The organism is Viridibacillus sp. FSL R5-0888 (assembly GCF_038009105.1).
Lineage (GTDB): Bacteria > Bacillota > Bacilli > Bacillales_A > Planococcaceae > Viridibacillus > Viridibacillus arenosi.
In genome coordinates this window covers 1,816,406-1,834,576 of sequence record NZ_JBBPAU010000001.1, presented here as the reverse complement: position 1 = coordinate 1,834,576, position 18,171 = coordinate 1,816,406, and the positions used below count along the sequence as shown (strand labels likewise).

Sequence of the window (18,171 nt, the reverse complement as noted above, 5' to 3'; positions counted from 1 at the left end):
TTAAACAATCAGATTCAAGCTTGAACCCACTGTGGAATCGCTCTATCTTCTGTAATATATTGCCATATCATTTTGACGGGTAATCCTACTTGAATGTCATCTGGTGAACAGTTCAAGACATTGCCGATTATTTTCAGTTGTGGTAAATGTTCTAATTCCACTACAGCTATGATGAGTGGACAATCATTTTGGAAGCCTGGCAAAAATGGACGGTAGGAAACGACATATGAGTAGACCTTACCTAAAACCGTGCTACCTTGACTCTCCCAATACAGGTCAGTACTGCCGCATTTAGTACAGCTAGGACCGGGTGGATGTGCATATTCATTGCAACTCTTACATTTTTGTAATACTAACTCATGTTGATCTGCTCCGTCCCAATATGGATGATTGTCTTGAGTTTTTAATGGAATCGGCTTTTCATATCCCACTTTTGTTGTCTCTCCCATTGTCATTCCTCCTATTTTCTTAGAATCATTGCACCAGCAATATCCGGACCTGCCCATCCAGTACAAATGCCGATTTCACAGTTTTCTACTTGACGCTCGGTTCCTTCATATTCATGACGGACTTGTCGTACGATTTCGAGGACGTTATTCATGCCATGCGTATAACCTTCCGATAACATTCCTCCAGCTGTATTTGTAGGTAATTTACCATTCATTCGTAAGTTTCCAGCTGCTACAAAATCTCCTACTTCTCCGCGGGGTGCTAATCCGTATGCTTCTAACTGACGCAAAACTACCCAGCTATAACAGTCATAAATTGAAGCAACTTGAATATCTTCTGGCTTTACTCCTGCCATTTTATAAACCTCAGGTGCAACATAATCCGCAGCTACTTCATCCAAGTTTCTCCAGTAATGTGCATGTGATACACATTGTCTTGCAGCCATTCCCATAATGTAAACAGGCTTTGATTTGCAATCTTTTGCTCTCTCTGCAGAAGTGACAATGATTGCATTCGCTTCGTCAGATTCCAAACAGAAATCATGCTTATTAAACGGATAGCTTAGTGGAGCTGTTTGTAAATACTCTTCCATAGATACAGGTTTGCCATAAAAGAATGCTTTAGGGTTTCGTTGCGCATGCTCGTATGCGCTGACACATACGTGCCCAAGATGTTCTTTTGTTAAACCTGTTTCATGCATATGCCTTGTCGCAAATAATCCAAACCATTGCGAAGGGCTTCCTGCACCATAAGGTATAATGAAGCTTCCGCCTTCAATTGCTGTTTGAAGAAGATCGACATCCCAACCACCGCCCCCCATACGTACGCCTGATCGGCCATTCATAGAGCGGTAAATTAACACGGTATTAACTTGACCTGTTTCAATCAAACCAATTGCATCCGCAATTAACATCTCCGTACTACTACCACCACCCATAATATCCTTGACATATTTTGGGCGAACACCAAGATAAGTTGCTACTTGATGAGCTGTACATGAATCATTCTCTGAATAACTCATAAAACCATCGATATCTTTTGCCTCTAGTCCAGCATCATTTAGTGCGGCTCTTGCAGCATCTAATGCCATATGTAATGGCGTTGTGCCAGAATTTTTGGAACGTTCACTTTCTCCAACACCTACAATTGCATAGCGATCTTTTATACTTGCCATTTTTACTATCTCCCCTTTCCATTTCACTCCGTTAAAAATGATTAAAATTGCAATATAACTTGACCTGTACCGACTACATGTGATGCTTCTTTCTCTGCAGTGAGATCTAGTACGACAAATTGCTTCCCATTTTCTTCATACATCCGATTAACTAGTGCCTTACACGTTATTTGATCTCCAGGAACTGTAATAGCACCAAATCTCATTTTAAAATTAGTAGGAATTGCTGTAGTACCTGCTAGTTTCATTACATATTCACTAAGAAAGCCCATTACCAACATGCCATGTGCAATTACACCAGGCATACCTACTTTCTGCGCAAATGCGTCATCCGTATGTAACGGATTAAAATCTCCTGAAGCACCTGCATATTTAACCAATTGAACTTTTGTGACAGCTAGTTTCGTAAGAGTTTCAAGCTGTTGTCCTTCGTGTAAATCTACGTAACTCACCATATTCATCTGCCTCCTTACTTGGGGGCTTTAAGTTGCTCTTTAGCCCCCAAATATTTTCTTAATACTAGTTATTTATTAACTGTTACGCTCGCTAAAGGTCGATAAATAATATTCGTACGACTGATGACAACGAGTTCACCAGAGGGAACCTTTATTTCTGTATCAAGCACTAAAAATTCCATTAGTTCCTTTTTTCCTTGCCTTTCATACACATCAGACACCTTCAGTTGGCAATGTAATTTATCCCCTGGACGAATCGGGCGGTGATAGATAAATTCCTGTTCGCCATGTAGCATTCTTTTGTGATCTAGTCCTAGATCAAAATTTTCCCCACTCTCCTGACCAATAGCGATTGGGAAAGTTAGCGGTGCAATAATGCCTCCATATATCGTTGTAGCCGCATACGCTTCATCAACATATAAAGGATTCGGATCTCCAATTGCCTCAGCAAATTGTCGAATATGTCTTTTTTCCACTTCAAAAGTGAATTCTGCTCCTGTTAAACCTTTTAAATGCGCCAATTCCATACACTTTCTACCCCCTAATTGTCGCTATCAAATCTGTTTTATTTTTGACAACAAGCATGGCATCAGCCGCTTTTACTCCATTTTCATATACGATCAACGGATTTATATCTAACTCTTCAATTGAATCCTTGTAATCTGTTACTAAGGCTGATACCTTCAATAGCACATCAACAATCGCATCCACATCAAGCGCGGCTTTACCTCTTGCACCTTTTAATATGTCTTTTCCTTTTAATTCATCAATCATTTCTAGTGCATCTTTTCTTAAGATAGGAGCAACTCTAAATGAAATATCTTTATATATTTCAACGAAAATACCACCTAGTCCAACCATGACAACTGGCCCAAATACTGCGTCATTGTGGGCACCTATAATTAGTTCAACTCCATCAGCTAACATTTCCTGAATTGAAACACCATTGATACTTGCGTTCTGTTTATAGTGACTAGCATTAGCAATAATTTGATGGAATGCTTGTTTTACTTCTGCATCGTTCGTTAAATTTAATCGAATGGCATCCGCTTCTGTCTTATGTGGAATATCTGGTGAATCGACTTTTAAGACAACTGGATAACCGATATTATTTGCGTACTCTACAGCTTCTTCCGCTGTTTTTGCAATCATACGAGTCGTCGTTGGAATTTGATAACGTTCTAACACATCACTCGCTTGCGCTTCACTTAAAGTTGCACCTGGTGTTAATAAACTCTCAACATCATATTTTTTGTCACTTTCTACATCAGTCGTTTCATTATTTTTCTGATTCTCACGGTAGTACTGACCATACTCTACTAATTTCGATAGCCCTCTGATTGGATTCAGATGACTTGGTACAACGGGTATACCATTTTTCACAAGTTCCTCCGTTGCTGGTGGGTAGCTCATTCCGTCTAATGTAAACGTCGTAATGCAGACATACTTAGCAGAACAATTACAGATTTTAATGAACTCTTGTAAGAGTGGCGATTCAGCTTTCCAACTATGTGAGAACTCTGTGAAAACGATATTATCCACTTCCGGATCTTCAACAAGGGCTTTTAATGGTGCTAAAAATAACTCTGGATTCGTAACAGATGCTGCAGCTGTGAGATCAATCGGATTGGAAACGCTTGCAAAACTAGGTACATTGCGTTTAATCTCAGATGTTGTCTTACTACTAAGAGGTATAATATTTAATCCATAAGCTTCACATCGATCAGCTTCATTTATCCCTCTACCACCCGAGCTTGTAATGATTACTGTATTTTTCCCTGTTGGTAGTTTATCTTTTTGAAAAAGCTTAGAAAAAGAGATGATATCTTCATAGTCGTCTGCTCGAACAATACCCGCTTGTTTGAAAAATGCATCATAAATTTTATCTGAACCGGCAAGGGATCCTGTATGAGAAACAGCCGCTCTACTACCTGCTGTGCTACGTCCTGTTTTCATAATAATGATAGGCTTATTTCGATCCAGCGCTTCTTTTGCTAGGCTTTTAAGTTTTTCGGGATTTTTGGCACCTTCTAAATAACCGCTTATAATGTTTGTGTTGGGATCGTGAATCATATATTCCGCAAAATCGGCGAATTCCGATTCCATTTCATTCCCCGTACTCACGAAGTAATTGAAACTGACTCCATTTTGCGCGGCTGCCATATAAGTTAACACGCCAAATGCGCCGCTTTGAGAGACATAACCTACGCCCTTTTGACCATCTGTTGGAACTGTTAAAATAGCGGGAGAAAAAGTACCGATTAAACCGTTCGAAACGTTCACTAACCCAACGCAGTTAGGTCCAACAATTCGAATACCATTTTCTTTAGCAATTTCAGTTAACCGAACTTGCAGTTCTATCCCCTCTTCACTCGTTTCAGAGAAACCAGCTGCAAAAATAATTGCTGCCTTAACTTTCTTATCTACACATGCCTCAATACCTGCTTCTACTCGATTTGCAGATACACAAAAAATTACTAAGTCGATATCATAAGGAACATCTTGTAAAGTTGGGTAACATGTTAATCCAACGATTTCGCTAGCAGAAGGATGTATCGGATAAATATCACCAGTAAATTTACCATCTAACAACGCTTTAACTTGTAAATAACCGATTTTGTACTGGTTCTCAGAAACACCAAGAACTGCAATTGACTGTGGCTTAAACAAAGCTTCAAGATCCTCATACTTCTTCTTAACTTCTGTCATCTATATCCCCCCATCTGCTGAATAGTTGAACAGATACGTATCTGTTCAATCAGTGTACCGCTAACCGTTTATAATTCTAGAAATTATAATTCACTAAACTTATATAATTATTAGGGTGTGAAAAAAATTGACACGCCCTCAAAAGTGAGGAATGATAATAGGTTGTCAAATGATGAAAAAATCATCTATTCTCGATAACCCCGACATCACTTCATGCCAGCCCCGACAATGATGCAACATAAACGCAGAAAGTAGGTAAATGATTTCTCTGGTAGGTTAAAACTGCTCCTCAGTAGGTTAAATCGATAAAAATTTTTAAGAACAATAAAAAAACCTCTGCAATTATGCCAAAGGTTCTGATTAAAATTAAGTTTCATATATATCAAGCCAATTGATTATTTTTTTTCGTATTTTTGCTGAAGGGGTTATGATGGTTCTTTCAATATTGCTGACGTAAGAAGGTGATATTTCTAGTGCCTCTGCAACTTGGAACAGGGTGAGCTGTAAACTTTTGCGACATTTTTTTAATCTTTCACCTAGTGATTGTTGAGAATTTGGACCATTTGGAATAAGCGGAAGTTGCTGTTCCTTATTTCGACCTTTTTGTTTTTTTTCAATTGAACGGTAATGGTCCTTAATAATTTCAGGTGGCTCGATTAAAACCGATGCATTTAACCACATTCGCGACCATCCTTTATAATCGGCAATTGCTTCGTCCCATTTTTCATAGTGCCATGAAGCAATTACACCATCCTCAAGTAACGTATCCAAAGCTTTTTCGAAACGCTCTCTTGTTCGGGAAGGCGTTTTAACGTTCACTTTTTCCCCTATTGATTCCAGCAATGTATGGATTTTATTTGGCTGCAGAAATGAACCTTTCCTTGCTTGTGTTCTCCAACGCCAGCTAAAATATCTAGATAACCTTTTTTCCCATAGTTGTTTATATGGGTGATATTGCAGAGCCTTCATAGAGAGCAAAGCCACTTGCCTGCTAGAACCATTTAAGTATTTTGCAAACACTTGATCAATTGTAAAAGTAATCTTTCTTGCACAATTCTTTTCTGAAATCGAGTATTCTTCACCATGTTCATCTTTAAAAATAAAGGTACGTCCTTGCATTTTTATTTGTACAGGCTTACCTTTTTCATAAATCGTCGCTTTATCAATGCTAAGCCATATGCTTTGAATATTTGTAAGCGATTTCAAAATTTGCTCTTTTTGTTTCGCTTCAAATCCACCACGGCGACCTTCACCACCTAACTTAGGCTTCAAACCTCTCAAAGCTAATAAATCATTCAATTCAATTTCAATCATTTCCTCATTATGCTTTGCTCTTGATAAAAAGATTCCACAAAGCGCATCAAAGACATCAACATCAACGTCTGTCAATGAATCAGCAACATGCCAAGCTTCTTGGAGAGTTGTTACGTTCGGATTAGGGAATTGATTGTCTGTTTCTGTTTTAGGAATAATTTGAATAACACCTTCTGTATTACCTTTATTAATCTTCGTTGTTGGCCACGGTGATTGCTCCATATTTCTAAAGACTTTTTTGAAAATAGCCTCTCTTACAGCTTGATACGGAGCAGAATTCATCACAAATAGATGATTATGAATCATAAAATTATAAGCAAAATCTCTACGTTTGGAGATTAATAAACCCTTTGCTTCCAGTGCGCCTTTATGTTGATGAATACTACTTTCTATTTCTGGAATTTCAATTTCCCCTAACCTTATCTCATTTATGATGTTTTGAGCCCATTGCTGTACATAGACATTTACTATTTGTGCTGTCCTTTCAACAAATTCAGTATTTTCAGAAAAATTAGTGCTCAAATAGCTGTAAAACATTTCGTTTAGTTCTCTATCATCTAATTTAGAAAATTCCTCTACCTGACTAAAAAGTTCAATTTCTTCAAGCATCCATTCAATTAATTGAAGTCTAAACCAGCTATAAAAATTCTCCCAAGTAGATGACTCTGCTAAAAATGAATTTGCTTTCAGTGAATTTTGTAATTGGAGAAGCTTTTCTTCAATGAAGCTAGAATTAGTTAAAATAGGATGACTTTTTATATGTGATGGATCGTTCTCTGCTAATAAATAAAACATAATGTTTTTTGCGATTTCTGCAACCATTTCATCTCTAGCTTTTAGCCTTAGGTTCAAAAATACCTCTTCATTTTTTTGATATACTGCTTCCTTTATGATAAAGGTCTTTGCGAGTAATGCATCGCCTTCAGCTTGTATTTTAAATATTTGCCCATGCATTTGATGATGATTGAATAAAGATTCATAATCAATTGATTGCTCGTTTTGTTCAGGTATATACAATACAAAAAAGTTATCAATTTTGCTTGCAAATTGTTTTGTTAATTTTTCTATATAACTATTATCTGATGCATCCTTCTTAAAATGGGGTTGAATATCATTTATTTGCATAGGTACCTCCTCCATCAAGATCCAAATTCATTCACAATAATCCTAAATTTCAACGGATGAGTCAAAAGTCGCTTAGCTCTATAAAAATATTTACAAAAATACTTTAACTCTATATATTCTACAACTAAACTGTAAACCCTTTCATTTTACATTTGTAAGCTTGTAAAAACGATATTTTTCTATTTGTTTCGTTTGAAACTCTCTATTGCTACATTGCCTTCAAGGATTTTAATTAATCTTACAGCCGATCGAGGCAATATAAATAGATGATGATATTGTCTGTTGCACTAACTTGACTGTTTGTTGTGTTAACTCTATTGTTTGTTGCACTAAGTCGGCTGTTTGTTGCATTAACTTCATCGTTTGTTGCATTAACTTCATCGTTTGTTGCGCTAACTCGATCCTTTGTTATTTAGCAGAATATTCACGTCCTATAGATGGTGTTTCTTATTAGAAAGGTATTTTGGAATATAAGGGGAATACTATAGATAAGACAATTCAAATTTATAATTACTCATAATAAATAATTTGAAGATTCGTTTTGGGGGATAGATGATGCTATTTATGTTCATTTTTCAGATTGTTTTTGCGCTGCTCATTGTTACTTTAGGTATAGTAGTTTGGCGGTATAACATGATTGAATTTATTGGTTTTTATAATAAATCTGAAAGAAGTAATGGCAAACCAGAAAAAGTCACAAGAAAAGTCGGATTATATTGCATATTATCAGGAATAGGTCTTCTTATTACTGCATACTTTGCATCTATTGCAGACTTTGGTGGAGTAGCATATGTCCCTCTTCTTACATTAATGATTACGGGTGCAATTTTCTTGAGACTAGGTTTGTGGCTTGATCAATAAAATAGCCAGCTAATCGCAGTGTTGAAATGCAATTAGCTGGCTATTGTTTATATAGTAGAAAAAAACTTATGTAGTAGTAATTATTGCCCTATTAGCAAAATAGTTATTTTTTTAATAACTTTATTTATTGAATGACAGCGAAGGTCATCGTTAAGTAGGTGGATAAAGGCATTTTAACGACCGTTCTTGATAGGTGCTCACCATTTGCTAAATTAAAAGCATTTATTTCACCACGTTCAATAGCATCATCACTATCATTATTGCGAAGATTATACATAGTGAAAATGTACGCTTTATTTCCTTTAACGGTTATTTGTTCTGTAAATGTACTTTTTTGTTCTAGAGCTGAACGTTGATCCTGTGGTATTTTGAAAGTAAGTTTTTTCATCTGTTCTTGATCATTCATCACATACGCTTCTGAATAGTCACTTAAAATAACAATTTGATCATCGACAACCGCTAGTGAGCCTGGATTAAAATTTTCATCACCAATCGAAATTTTTTTGACGATTTTTAAAGTTTTAGGGTCAATTTTCACAAGCTTCCCTGTATTTATAATTGTATCATCAGTATCCGATACAGTCTTCATTTGATTGACTGTATAATACAAATATCCTTTGTAATATACTAGTGTCGGATTGCTTGGTAAACCAGTTTGTGAATACTCCTCATCCTCTAAATCTAATTTTTTTGAGGAAATGACCTTATTGTTTTTTAAGTCGACGTGATGGATATACGTAATCGCATCCGAATCAGCCGTCGTAATGTATGCCTCATCCTTTTCAACATGCATGGAATGAGCAAAACCGTGTGGAATAACGATTGATTTCTTATCATTCGGTTTATTTTGTCGCCAATATACAAGCTTTTGACCGTTATTTAGACTCCCTGCAATATCATAAATAACATAATCATTATTCGAATAAAGTGAAAAGGAATTACTTGATTGTTTATTCATATTAATTGACTCAATCTTACCTGTTTTCAAGTCAATTGATGAACGCTGTAGAGAGCGGTTATTAACGACATACGCTTTATTGTTGGCTGTCGTCATACCGATTGGCTCTGATAGATCTTGCTTGACGCTTTGCGATAAAAAACGGCCTGTTTCATCAATAACGTAAAAAGCTCCTGTATCAGAATCACTTTGACTTTTTAATTCCGAAAAGGCTAATAAGTATTTTCCATTTTTCATCTCTAATGTGTCAGTTGCTTTGGGTAAGTTTTCTACGAGTGGCACTTCTTTCTCCCCTAATTGAGGGGAATACGCAATGTTAAGAAGAAGGCGTGGTAAAAAATAGCCTGCTGCTACAATCACAATTAAAATACCACTGATAATGTAAAACCATTTATTTTTCTTCATCTTTATCTCCTATTTTATTTCTGTAGTTATTAATACTATTTTAACCTCTCTATTTAATATAATATTTAACTTCATTATAACGATAAAATATATTCCCATTAAAGTATAGAGAGATATTTTTAAAGAAAATTCAATTAGCTACTGATAATTTAATTCTTCATCTTTTATTTTAATCTCATCTCTTCTAAAATTTGACGAATCCAATCTTTTACATATACCTCTTTTTGAATTTTTGTAAAATTTATCGGTAGATTAAGTGACTGTATATTCTTAGGCAATAGATGCATTTTATTTCTCATTTCTTCATTGTCGGTCGATTCAGTATCGATTAAAAATAAGTACTGACCTTTTATCGCTTCTCGATATACAGCTGAACAATCCAATGTTTTATATACAAGTGTAGAATAAAGCTTGTTATTAAGTTTCACCTCGAAATGTCCTCGTACATTGATATCACATCGAATATGCTTACCGGAATGTTGAGATACCTCATTTTCAAATTCAATCAATCTTTTTTCTTCAATATTAAATTTTCGAATTGTATACTTTCTTTTTATTTGATTACTTAAATTTGAATCGTAGCAATCAAATTCAACTTCTATAAAATCCTCGTTTCTTTTAACATCCTCTGATAAAAAATATTCTTCTATTAGCCGATGAATCGAATTATTATCCAAGTTACAGCCATAACTAAAAAATGTCAGTTGCTCCCGACCCTTGTTTGCAAATTTAAGCATTGCTTTATAATCATTTATATCCCACCCGTAATTACGGTGATAATGAATATATTCATTCTGAAGCATTTTACATTTCTCCTTTTTAAGTAATTTGCTATTTTACTCTATAAAATTATTAGTTCTATTTTAGATTACAGTATTTCTTTGGTAAGGTACTCACATGAAAAGTAACAATAATCTATATAGTATGACCTTTCCACATGGTCGATATTTCCATTTACCATACTATCACTAAACTAATTTGGAAGTTGCTTTTTGAAGGGGTATTAATATTTTGTGAGATTGGATCGAGTGAAAAAGCTGTTTGTTGCGCTATGTCAGCTGTTTGTTGCGCTAGGTACATTGATTGTTGCACTATCCAGGGCGTTTGTTGCACTAACTCCATCGTTTGTTGCACTAACTCGGTCCTTTGTTATTTAGCAAAATATTCACGTCCTAACTACCTCCCATATTCCGTCTCACAATCAAAAAACCTCCACAGAAAAAATCTGTGAAGGCCAATTTTTACATATTCAATTGTTTTTGTTTACATAGTGTTATTACCATACCACCTACGCCAATTATGCCGAATATTAAAGAGATGATGCTATAACTTAAAGCTTCTAATCCTCCTATATCAATGAAACTTACAAATGTGTAGATGACGCTTACTAATGAAATAAAATAAAATACGTTGAAGATTTTCGAGCTTTTCAAGTATTCAGAAAGTATGAGTATAAAAGCTAGCACGCTGCTGGCTAATATAAAGATCAACTAGACCACCTCTTTACTTTTTTTCATTATATGCAATTTTATATAAATATATTTGCTTTTAATAGCGCCAATTATGAGTCCATTTCATTGAAAGTACAGCCTAATCTAGGTGGCTGTTTGGAGAGCTTAAACTTTCATACTCTCAATATGCTCATTTCGTAAATGAACTTTTTGGATTTTACCCGATGCTGTTTTTGGTAATTCGTCTGTGAATGTCACACTTTTAATCGCTTTAAAATGAGCTAATTTTGAACGGGAGAAGTCGATGATTTCCTGTTCTGTTACTTCTGCATTTTCCCGTAGAACAACATACGCATGTGGTGTTTCTCCCCATTTCTCATGAGGAATAGCAATAACTGCTGCTTCTAAAATAGCGGGATGATCATATAGTACGCCTTCTACTTCAATAGAAGAAATGTTCTCACCGCCACTGATAATAATGTCCTTTTTGCGGTCTGTAATCTCGAAATAGCCCCTTTCATCAATGGTTCCCACATCACCCGTGTGGAGCCATCCATTTTGAATTGTTTCTAATGTTGCTTTCTCATTTTTCCAATAGCCTTTCATTACGCCATTACTGCGAACGACTATTTCTCCTGTTGCTGTACCATCATGAGGCACTTCTTCCCCGAACTCGTCCACTACTTTTACTTCGGCACCAATCATCTGATATCCTGCTTTTACTTTTAAACGTGATTTTTCGTCATCTGATAGGTCACTGAACTGTGGCAGAATTCTAGAAACGAGACTTAGTGGTGAAGATTCCGTCATACCGTAAACCTGGATAAATTCCCAGCCAAGTTCTTGTTCCACTTTTTTGATAAAAGCATGTGGTGGCGCAGACCCTGCAAGGACAACACGTACCTTTTGGTCAACGACAGGCTTGTGCTCATCATAATATTGTAATAGTGAATTAAGTACAGTTGGAGCCATATGGACAATTGTTACTTTTTGCGCTTCGATTTCACGGAAAATTGCCTCTGGTGTGGCCTTCTTCAAGCAAATATGAGTCGCGCCATTCGCTGTATAATAAAACGGAGCACCCCAGCCGTTTACATGGAACATCGGTAAAACATGCAAGTAAATGTCCTCATCTGTTACTCGCAAATGATGCATCGAACTTAATGCATGTAAATAATTGTTGCGATGCGTCAGCATAACTCCTTTTGGATCCCCAGTTGTACCACTTGTATAAAGTAAACTGCAGACATCATTTTCATCCAATTCAGCACGTTTAACTGGTTCTGGAGAAAATGTTGCTAACCACTCATCATAACCAATTTCCTCCGTAGCTTCTTCTTTATAATGCACAATAATATGCTCGATTGTTTGTAACAGGTCTTTAATTGGCAAGATTAATTCGTATAAATCTTGATCTACTAATAGCACCTTCGATTCACTATGATTTAAGATAAATAAATAGTCTTCTGGTTTTAATCGGATATTTAGAGGTACCATTATCGCGCCTAATTGGTATATGCCATAAAAGCCTTCAAGCATTTCTACTGTGTTAGAAGCTAGATATGCTACTCGGTCTCCCTTTACAACTCCAATTGATTGTAATCCTCTTGAAAGTTGATTTACACGCCCTTCCAACTGGCGGTATGTAAATACTCTCCCTTCGCATTGCACAGCTTCCTTATCACCGTATAGTGTTACAGCACGATCAAGGAACTCCGATAAAACTAGTGGTACATTCATTCCTAAACACCCCTTCTATTTTATGTAATTATTACCATTTTACATTTGTTAGATAATTCTGTCATCTCCTATTTATCAAAATGACATTTTATAAGTTAAACTCTCTACTTATAACCTACTAAACAAATGGAATATAATAGTGATATGCTGTGCTAGTACAGGAAATGACAAAAATGTTTAGTGCTTTAAAACAACGAAGTAATTAACGTTATAATTTATTGAATATAAATTTATTTTTGGAACTAACGTAAAAACGAATACATCAATGAAACAGCGCTTGGGAACACGAGCCTTCACACTGGCTGGAATTAGGAATAGTTTTCCATGAAGTAAATACCTAGAGAAAAGGACTCGGTACACGTACTTTGAAGTTATGGATTAACCACTTATTTAATACATTACCATTGGTTCGTGTTGCATTTAGTACATGGTCAGGGAATGAACGTATGATTCGTGTTGGTGAAAAGTTAGGTATGCAAATAGAAGCGAAAATTCACAAAGCACTTTATTACAATGGTCAGTATTATGATTCTATTCGTATGGTTTATTAAGAGAAGAATGGGAAAATACTAAATAAGTTAAATTAGAGAGCGTTTTTTTATTACCCTCCCGTAAAAAGCGTATTCGATTTTCATCTCGAATACGCTTTTTTATTTGAAGAAAATCAATATTCAATTTAAACAGGTACATTACATAAAGGGTTCCTTTCTAACATGTTCAAAATAGCGCTTTATACCTTTACAATTCGATACAATCAGAACCTTATCCCGACAATCATCATATCGCGTAAAGAAATTTGGTTTTCCCACATCTTCAAAATATTTATTCCACTTAAACATCTTCAAGAATATTTCAAATGTCGGTTTGTAATGAGATTGCTCCACTTTCAACTTTTGCAAAATGAACCTTTTAATAATTCGATATGTTCTCACCTTATAATTTATATCTAAGAAAATGATTACTTCAGCATGTTTGAAACTATTAGCAACCCATTCTTCGTTATGTACGCCTTCTATAATCCAGGAATCAGACTTTATAATTCCATTTAATACATCTTTCCTCTCGTCAACCGTTCTCCTAATTTCATCTGTTTCACTTCGTTTCCAAACTACATTGTCTAGCTCATAATAAGGTATTTCCAATTTACGAGAAAGCTCTTTCGCCAAAGTAGTTTTACCACTACCTACTGAACCTATAATATGTATTTTCTTCGGAAGAGTTTTGTCCAATATGTTCACCCCCTACTACATATTCTATTTTGTAATTCCATTCCCTTTAAAAAGTTAATGTGAATGATAAAAAATAAGCCAAGAGTAGATCATCTCCTGACTCATTTCATTTATTCTTAAATTCATGTTTCACTATATAGTCATCTCTTCTTTTTCGGATAAGCTAAAATCATTTTTGTGAAAATATATAAAAACAGCACGACTAATGTTATATGAATCATCGAGTTTGTTTTGTAAAAGAGATTAATTGTCGTATATAGTAAAACCGGGTATGTACATGCATACATGGCCATTTTCCAAAGAAGCTGATATACTAGCTTCCTCTTTGCAATGGTTCTTATTAGTAATCCTGTCGTTGCAAGAACTGAAATACTTGTAATACCTGTCAAGATGACTAATAAAGGGTATAAAGTGCAGACTATTAGAAAGGTTTTATCAATGTCACCTTTTGCTATAAACTCACTCGCCATCTGTATGCCATTTGGTAACGCCATTACAGAGTGCATTAGTAGAATATACAATAAGTAATCTTTCGTTTTGATACGGTTTAATTGATAAACTGCCTTCTTTTTTGGTAATGATAAACTTACTTTAAATGTAGTAACAATGCTCATTCGACTGATTTAACTCCCAATTTTATTAACTTTAAAATACTATGCTCTAAAGTGATTTATAGCCATTATTCTCGCAGGTTGATCTGCTTCTAGTAAATCATCTTCATGATAGATAGCTTCAACCGGACATACTGTTTCACAAGCACCGCAATCAATACATAGTCTAGGGTCTATCAGATACTGGTTACCTACAGGTTTTATACAATCTACCGGACATACATCTAAACAAGATGCTGCTTTTTCATCCTGACACGCCTCTGTTATAACAAAAGCCATTTTGTGTTCCCCCTCGTCTATATGAGTTTTTCCTTCAATATTTGCGGACTTTTCTCCCAGTACTCCTCATTGAAGCTTTTCAAAAAGTGACAGAGTAATTGTTTCGACTTCGAATCTAGATGATCTATAATCACATTACCCTTCATCGCCTTATCTAGCATATTAACTTGCTCAGGAAGGGATTTATAACCTAATTTGATGCGCCTTTCTTCTTTCGAAACTAATACTTCACTTGCCGTACAGCCTGCATAATATGCACCACTACTTGAGATTTGCATAGCAATCCAGACAATCCAATATTTAAAATAATCTTGCCCTGCATGCTCACGGTTTGGTGCAAAACGTACTTTTTTCTCTATTCTACTTCGCCCATGTAATGCTTCCATATCTATAAAAACGTCTTCACACTCTACATCTATAATGACTGGTGTAATATTATTTAAATCGAGTGTTCCTACTCCAAAACCACCATCGCCATTCGTTGAATCACTACTGAGAATGTTAAATTGTATCTTTTTCTTAATTGGTTCCATATCCCTGCCCCTCTCTTATATACGATTGAAATCATTAAGAGCTACTACTTCTATTCATTACTTGATTGATACGTTTAATATAAAGATTCTAAAGTCAACTAGCAATACAATTTAGCAAAGTTCATTCAATAGTCTGAATGTTGGTTTGGAATAATGTTTGATTAAATTTAACTATAAAAATAACTTTTTACAGTAAATAAAAAGAAAGCATTAATTGATCAAATGCTTTCTTTTCTGGTAATTTAATATACGGTTTGATAAAAAAGTTTGATTTTTTATAGCTCTTCATCAATGAAAGCCCCGTTAGTTGAAACTAGAAAATTACGATTTTATATCTTATTGAACAAATCTGCTCCGTTACTTGAAGTAGAAAAAGGCTTTGCTGCTAATTTATATAATCACAGGAATGTTACACTGTTAGTATGAATTTAAACATGCTAAAAAAGTTCCCTTTTATAGGCTCAATTTTACCAAATAGGTCTTGAGAATGATGATAATTTACCTTCATTTTCTTTGAAAATTAATTTTGATAAATCTCCTTTAAGCATTTGCATTCGTTCACTACCTATATTTTCACTCCACCGTCCCTCAACCTCAGTTAGTATCTTCTCTTTTGCTTTCACTACTAACCAACCTCGTTCAGTCAAAACAATAATTTTCCCTCTTTTATCAGTGGGATGAGTTTGACGCATAACATAACCATTCTTTTCGAGATAATCTACCATTTTACTTACAGCCTGTTTGGTAATTCCTAAATACTCAGATAGTTCTATACCAGTTGCTCCATTAGGTATGATACATTTAAACATAAAACCATGTGCAGGTCTTATATCTCCAAATCCCAATTCGCTTAATCTTTCATGTAGTTCATTAATCGTTGCACTATAGGATAATGATAAAAGTGATGTAAGATCCAATTCACTAAATTCACTATGATTCATACATAAACCTCCTTATAAAAAGTCAAACTGGTTGACTATATGTAAATTCCATTGTACTATCAGAAATAAAGTCAATCAAGTTGACTATATTTTAGAATAACAGAAATAAAATTCACCGAAACAAAAATAAAGAAATTATGGGGGTTTCTCATGCCTAACATCGTTAAAATTGGAGGGAGAGTATATGCTCCATATATATACACATAATTTCAGAGAAACTGGTGACACTCCAAAAGCGCTAGATGGAGATATGGAATACAGTTTTAAAAAGGCAATCTAGATATAAATATGAATTAGAAGAGTATCATTATTTGAATAAGAAGCAGCAAATATTAAAGGAAAAGCAATTGACTATTATGCGAAAGAAATTGCGACTTGTTTTGCTGAATGAATCAATGCTATGGATTACTCAATATAAAATTAAAATTACAGAGGTGTTTCTTATTACTAGCATTATTAAAATTAGAGCAAGTGTATTTATTCCTACGTCTTGGACTGAACCTAAGAAGGATATTAAAACAGGAAACTTGATTCAATTCGAAGGTGACTCACGTGAATTTACACCTAATGCTGTAAACGCTATGCGTTCTAGAATAGAACAAGAAGTGGTTGTAGATTTTTATAAAAAAGAAATTTTCACACATGCAAATACTGGTATAACAACGGAAAGAATCACAACTCCAAATGGTTCCGTTAATAAAAGATCAGGGCAAGCTAGTACAAAAGATATTTTGTGCACTGATATTGTATGGAGTTCTGATGACGTCAGATTTCAAATGAGTGCAAGTGCTAGCAACCCATTAAATTCATTTGCACCTCCTGTTGACTACCTATTAACTGTACAGATCAAAATAGATGGTACTGTCGATATTCAAGGTGAACATGATGGATTCCCATGTTATGAATTTTATAAGCAAGTAAATTTTGGTCCGTTTGAAGAAATTCATACACACGATTTCAGGGAAACTGGTGATACAGCCGAGGCTCTAGGCGGAGATATGGAATATAGTTTCAAACAGATATTGTAAAGAAAAATAATACGCTAATCATAACTTAAGAGAAGCAACAGGAGAATAAGAGAATGACAAAAATTTTATTTGTAAAAGCAAACAATCGACCAGCAGACCAATCAGTGAGTGTGAAATTATATAACGCTTTTTTAGCGAGCTATAAAGAATCACATCCAAATGATACCGTGGTAGAGCTTGATTTGTATAATGAAGAATTGCCATATGTAGGCGTTGATATGATTAACGGTACATTTAAAGCTAGTAGAGGACTTGATTTAACAGAGGAGGAAGCAAAAGCAGTAGCTGTTGCTGATAAATATTTAGAACAATTCCTTGAAGCTGATAAAGTTGTATTTGGTTTCCCATTATGGAACTTAACAATTCCAGCTGTACTACACACATATATTGATTACTTAAATCGCGCAGGCAAAACATTTAAATATACGGCAGAAGGACCGGTAGGCCTTCTTAGTAATAAGAAAATTGTATTATTAAATGCAAGTGGCGGTGTGTACTCAAATGGAGCAGCGGCTGAATTAGAAATGGCTGTTAAATATGTAGCAAGTATGATGGGCTTTTTCGGTGTTAAAGATATAATGAAAGTAGTTATTGAAGGTCACAACCAATTCCCAGATAAAGCAGAAGAAATTATTTCCGCAGGGCTTGAAAAAGCTGATAATTTAGCAAGTACGTTCTAAATAACTAACCACTTATCGTTAAATTTAGCAGTACCAACACTTTTATAGTGGTGGTGCTGTTTTTCATTTGCTTATCTCGCTATATTTGAGAAGTAATAGTCCTATTGAGATTTTTTAATATCCTTTTTCAACAATACTGCCCTTTTTTATAAAATTAATTACCTAATCACCAAGATCAGCGAACTTCCAATACGGCCAAAAGCAATTTGATTAGTTAATTTAATTACA

20 protein-coding genes and 2 pseudogenes are annotated in these 18,171 nt (G+C 35.0%); 5 read left to right on the top strand and 17 right to left on the bottom strand.

The features are described from left to right. Nucleotides 1-14: 14 nt before the first annotated feature. The 7 genes from MKY02_RS09105 to MKY02_RS09075 form a co-directional block, all read right to left on the bottom strand. Entirely contained in the window at nt 15-449 is a 435-nt protein-coding gene (locus MKY02_RS09105) for a Zn-ribbon domain-containing OB-fold protein (RefSeq protein WP_340711015.1), read from the bottom strand. Between the two features lie 11 nt (nt 450-460). Further along, a complete protein-coding gene (locus MKY02_RS09100) occupies nt 461-1,624 on the bottom strand; it encodes a thiolase C-terminal domain-containing protein (protein ID WP_076034994.1) in 1,164 nt (387 codons plus the stop codon). A gap of 41 nt (nt 1,625-1,665) precedes the next feature. Further along, nucleotides 1,666-2,079, bottom strand: coding sequence for a MaoC/PaaZ C-terminal domain-containing protein (locus MKY02_RS09095; RefSeq protein ID WP_076034993.1), 414 nt, complete (start codon nt 2,077-2,079; stop codon nt 1,666-1,668). A gap of 68 nt (nt 2,080-2,147) precedes the next feature. Continuing rightward, the gene (locus tag MKY02_RS09090; RefSeq protein WP_340711014.1) at nt 2,148-2,606 is read right to left on the bottom strand and encodes a MaoC family dehydratase N-terminal domain-containing protein; all 459 of its coding nucleotides are present in this window, start codon (nt 2,604-2,606) and stop codon (nt 2,148-2,150) included. Between the two features lie 7 nt (nt 2,607-2,613). Beyond that, complete coding sequence (locus tag MKY02_RS09085; RefSeq protein ID WP_340711013.1) at nt 2,614-4,788, bottom strand: acetate--CoA ligase family protein; 2,175 nt, start codon at nt 4,786-4,788, stop codon at nt 2,614-2,616. A gap of 366 nt (nt 4,789-5,154) precedes the next feature. Beyond that, nucleotides 5,155-7,227 (bottom strand): helix-turn-helix domain-containing protein, encoded by a 2,073-nt coding sequence (locus MKY02_RS09080; RefSeq protein ID WP_340711012.1) that lies wholly within the window; start codon nt 7,225-7,227, stop codon nt 5,155-5,157. 228 nt (nt 7,228-7,455) lie between these two features. After that, a complete protein-coding gene (locus tag MKY02_RS09075; RefSeq protein ID WP_340711011.1) occupies nt 7,456-7,599 on the bottom strand; it encodes a hypothetical protein in 144 nt (47 codons plus the stop codon). Nucleotides 7,600-7,782: 183 nt separating this feature from the next. Here MKY02_RS09075 and MKY02_RS09070 point away from each other — a divergent pair, with 183 nt between their 5' ends. Further along, complete coding sequence (locus MKY02_RS09070; RefSeq protein WP_038182728.1) at nt 7,783-8,088, top strand: hypothetical protein; 306 nt, start codon at nt 7,783-7,785, stop codon at nt 8,086-8,088. Between the two features lie 124 nt (nt 8,089-8,212). Here the strand turns inward: MKY02_RS09070 and MKY02_RS09065 are convergent, their stop codons facing one another. The 5 genes from MKY02_RS09065 to MKY02_RS09045 form a co-directional block, all read right to left on the bottom strand. Further along, the gene (locus MKY02_RS09065; protein WP_340711010.1) at nt 8,213-9,451 is read right to left on the bottom strand and encodes a hypothetical protein; all 1,239 of its coding nucleotides are present in this window, start codon (nt 9,449-9,451) and stop codon (nt 8,213-8,215) included. A 164-nt stretch (nt 9,452-9,615) separates the two neighbouring features. Further along, nucleotides 9,616-10,254 carry a hypothetical protein gene (locus tag MKY02_RS09060; protein ID WP_340711008.1) on the bottom strand — a complete coding sequence of 213 codons (639 nt, stop codon included), beginning with the start codon at nt 10,252-10,254 and terminating at the stop codon, nt 9,616-9,618. Nucleotides 10,255-10,405: 151 nt separating this feature from the next. Further along, complete coding sequence (locus tag MKY02_RS09055; protein WP_143691078.1) at nt 10,406-10,585, bottom strand: hypothetical protein; 180 nt, start codon at nt 10,583-10,585, stop codon at nt 10,406-10,408. 107 nt (nt 10,586-10,692) lie between these two features. Next, nucleotides 10,693-10,941 (bottom strand): hypothetical protein, encoded by a 249-nt coding sequence (locus tag MKY02_RS09050; protein ID WP_038182732.1) that lies wholly within the window; start codon nt 10,939-10,941, stop codon nt 10,693-10,695. 126 nt (nt 10,942-11,067) lie between these two features. After that, nucleotides 11,068-12,642 (bottom strand): long-chain-fatty-acid--CoA ligase, encoded by a 1,575-nt coding sequence (locus MKY02_RS09045; RefSeq protein WP_038182734.1) that lies wholly within the window; start codon nt 12,640-12,642, stop codon nt 11,068-11,070. Nucleotides 12,643-12,920: 278 nt separating this feature from the next. On the opposite strand from MKY02_RS09045, the pseudogene MKY02_RS09040 reads away from it, so the two are divergent. Continuing rightward, nucleotides 12,921-13,219, top strand: a pseudogene (locus tag MKY02_RS09040) (GNAT family N-acetyltransferase); the annotation flags it as partial. 112 nt (nt 13,220-13,331) lie between these two features. Here MKY02_RS09040 and MKY02_RS09035 read toward each other — a convergent pair. From MKY02_RS09035 to MKY02_RS09015, 5 genes are all read right to left on the bottom strand, one after another. Next, complete coding sequence (locus MKY02_RS09035) at nt 13,332-13,871, bottom strand: AAA family ATPase (RefSeq protein WP_340711005.1); 540 nt, start codon at nt 13,869-13,871, stop codon at nt 13,332-13,334. Nucleotides 13,872-14,011: 140 nt separating this feature from the next. Continuing rightward, entirely contained in the window at nt 14,012-14,485 is a 474-nt protein-coding gene (locus MKY02_RS09030) for a DUF1189 family protein (RefSeq protein ID WP_340711003.1), read from the bottom strand. A gap of 39 nt (nt 14,486-14,524) precedes the next feature. After that, the gene (locus MKY02_RS09025) at nt 14,525-14,761 is read right to left on the bottom strand and encodes an indolepyruvate ferredoxin oxidoreductase subunit alpha (RefSeq protein WP_038182741.1); all 237 of its coding nucleotides are present in this window, start codon (nt 14,759-14,761) and stop codon (nt 14,525-14,527) included. A gap of 17 nt (nt 14,762-14,778) precedes the next feature. Next, nucleotides 14,779-15,285: a YwhD family protein gene (locus MKY02_RS09020; RefSeq protein WP_038183220.1), complete on the bottom strand. Its 507-nt coding sequence runs from the start codon at nt 15,283-15,285 to the stop codon at nt 14,779-14,781. Nucleotides 15,286-15,761: 476 nt separating this feature from the next. Next, nucleotides 15,762-16,235: a MarR family winged helix-turn-helix transcriptional regulator gene (locus tag MKY02_RS09015; protein WP_340711002.1), complete on the bottom strand. Its 474-nt coding sequence runs from the start codon at nt 16,233-16,235 to the stop codon at nt 15,762-15,764. Between the two features lie 154 nt (nt 16,236-16,389). Here MKY02_RS09015 and MKY02_RS09010 point away from each other — a divergent pair. From MKY02_RS09010 to MKY02_RS09000, 3 genes and pseudogenes are all read left to right on the top strand, one after another. Then, nucleotides 16,390-16,515, top strand: a pseudogene (locus MKY02_RS09010) (DUF3238 domain-containing protein); the annotation flags it as partial. Nucleotides 16,516-16,678: 163 nt separating this feature from the next. Beyond that, the gene (locus tag MKY02_RS09005) at nt 16,679-17,263 is read left to right on the top strand and encodes a DUF3238 domain-containing protein (protein ID WP_038183223.1); all 585 of its coding nucleotides are present in this window, start codon (nt 16,679-16,681) and stop codon (nt 17,261-17,263) included. 53 nt (nt 17,264-17,316) lie between these two features. Further along, a complete protein-coding gene (locus MKY02_RS09000; protein ID WP_038182744.1) occupies nt 17,317-17,943 on the top strand; it encodes an FMN-dependent NADH-azoreductase in 627 nt (208 codons plus the stop codon). Nucleotides 17,944-18,171: the final 228 nt, after the last annotated feature.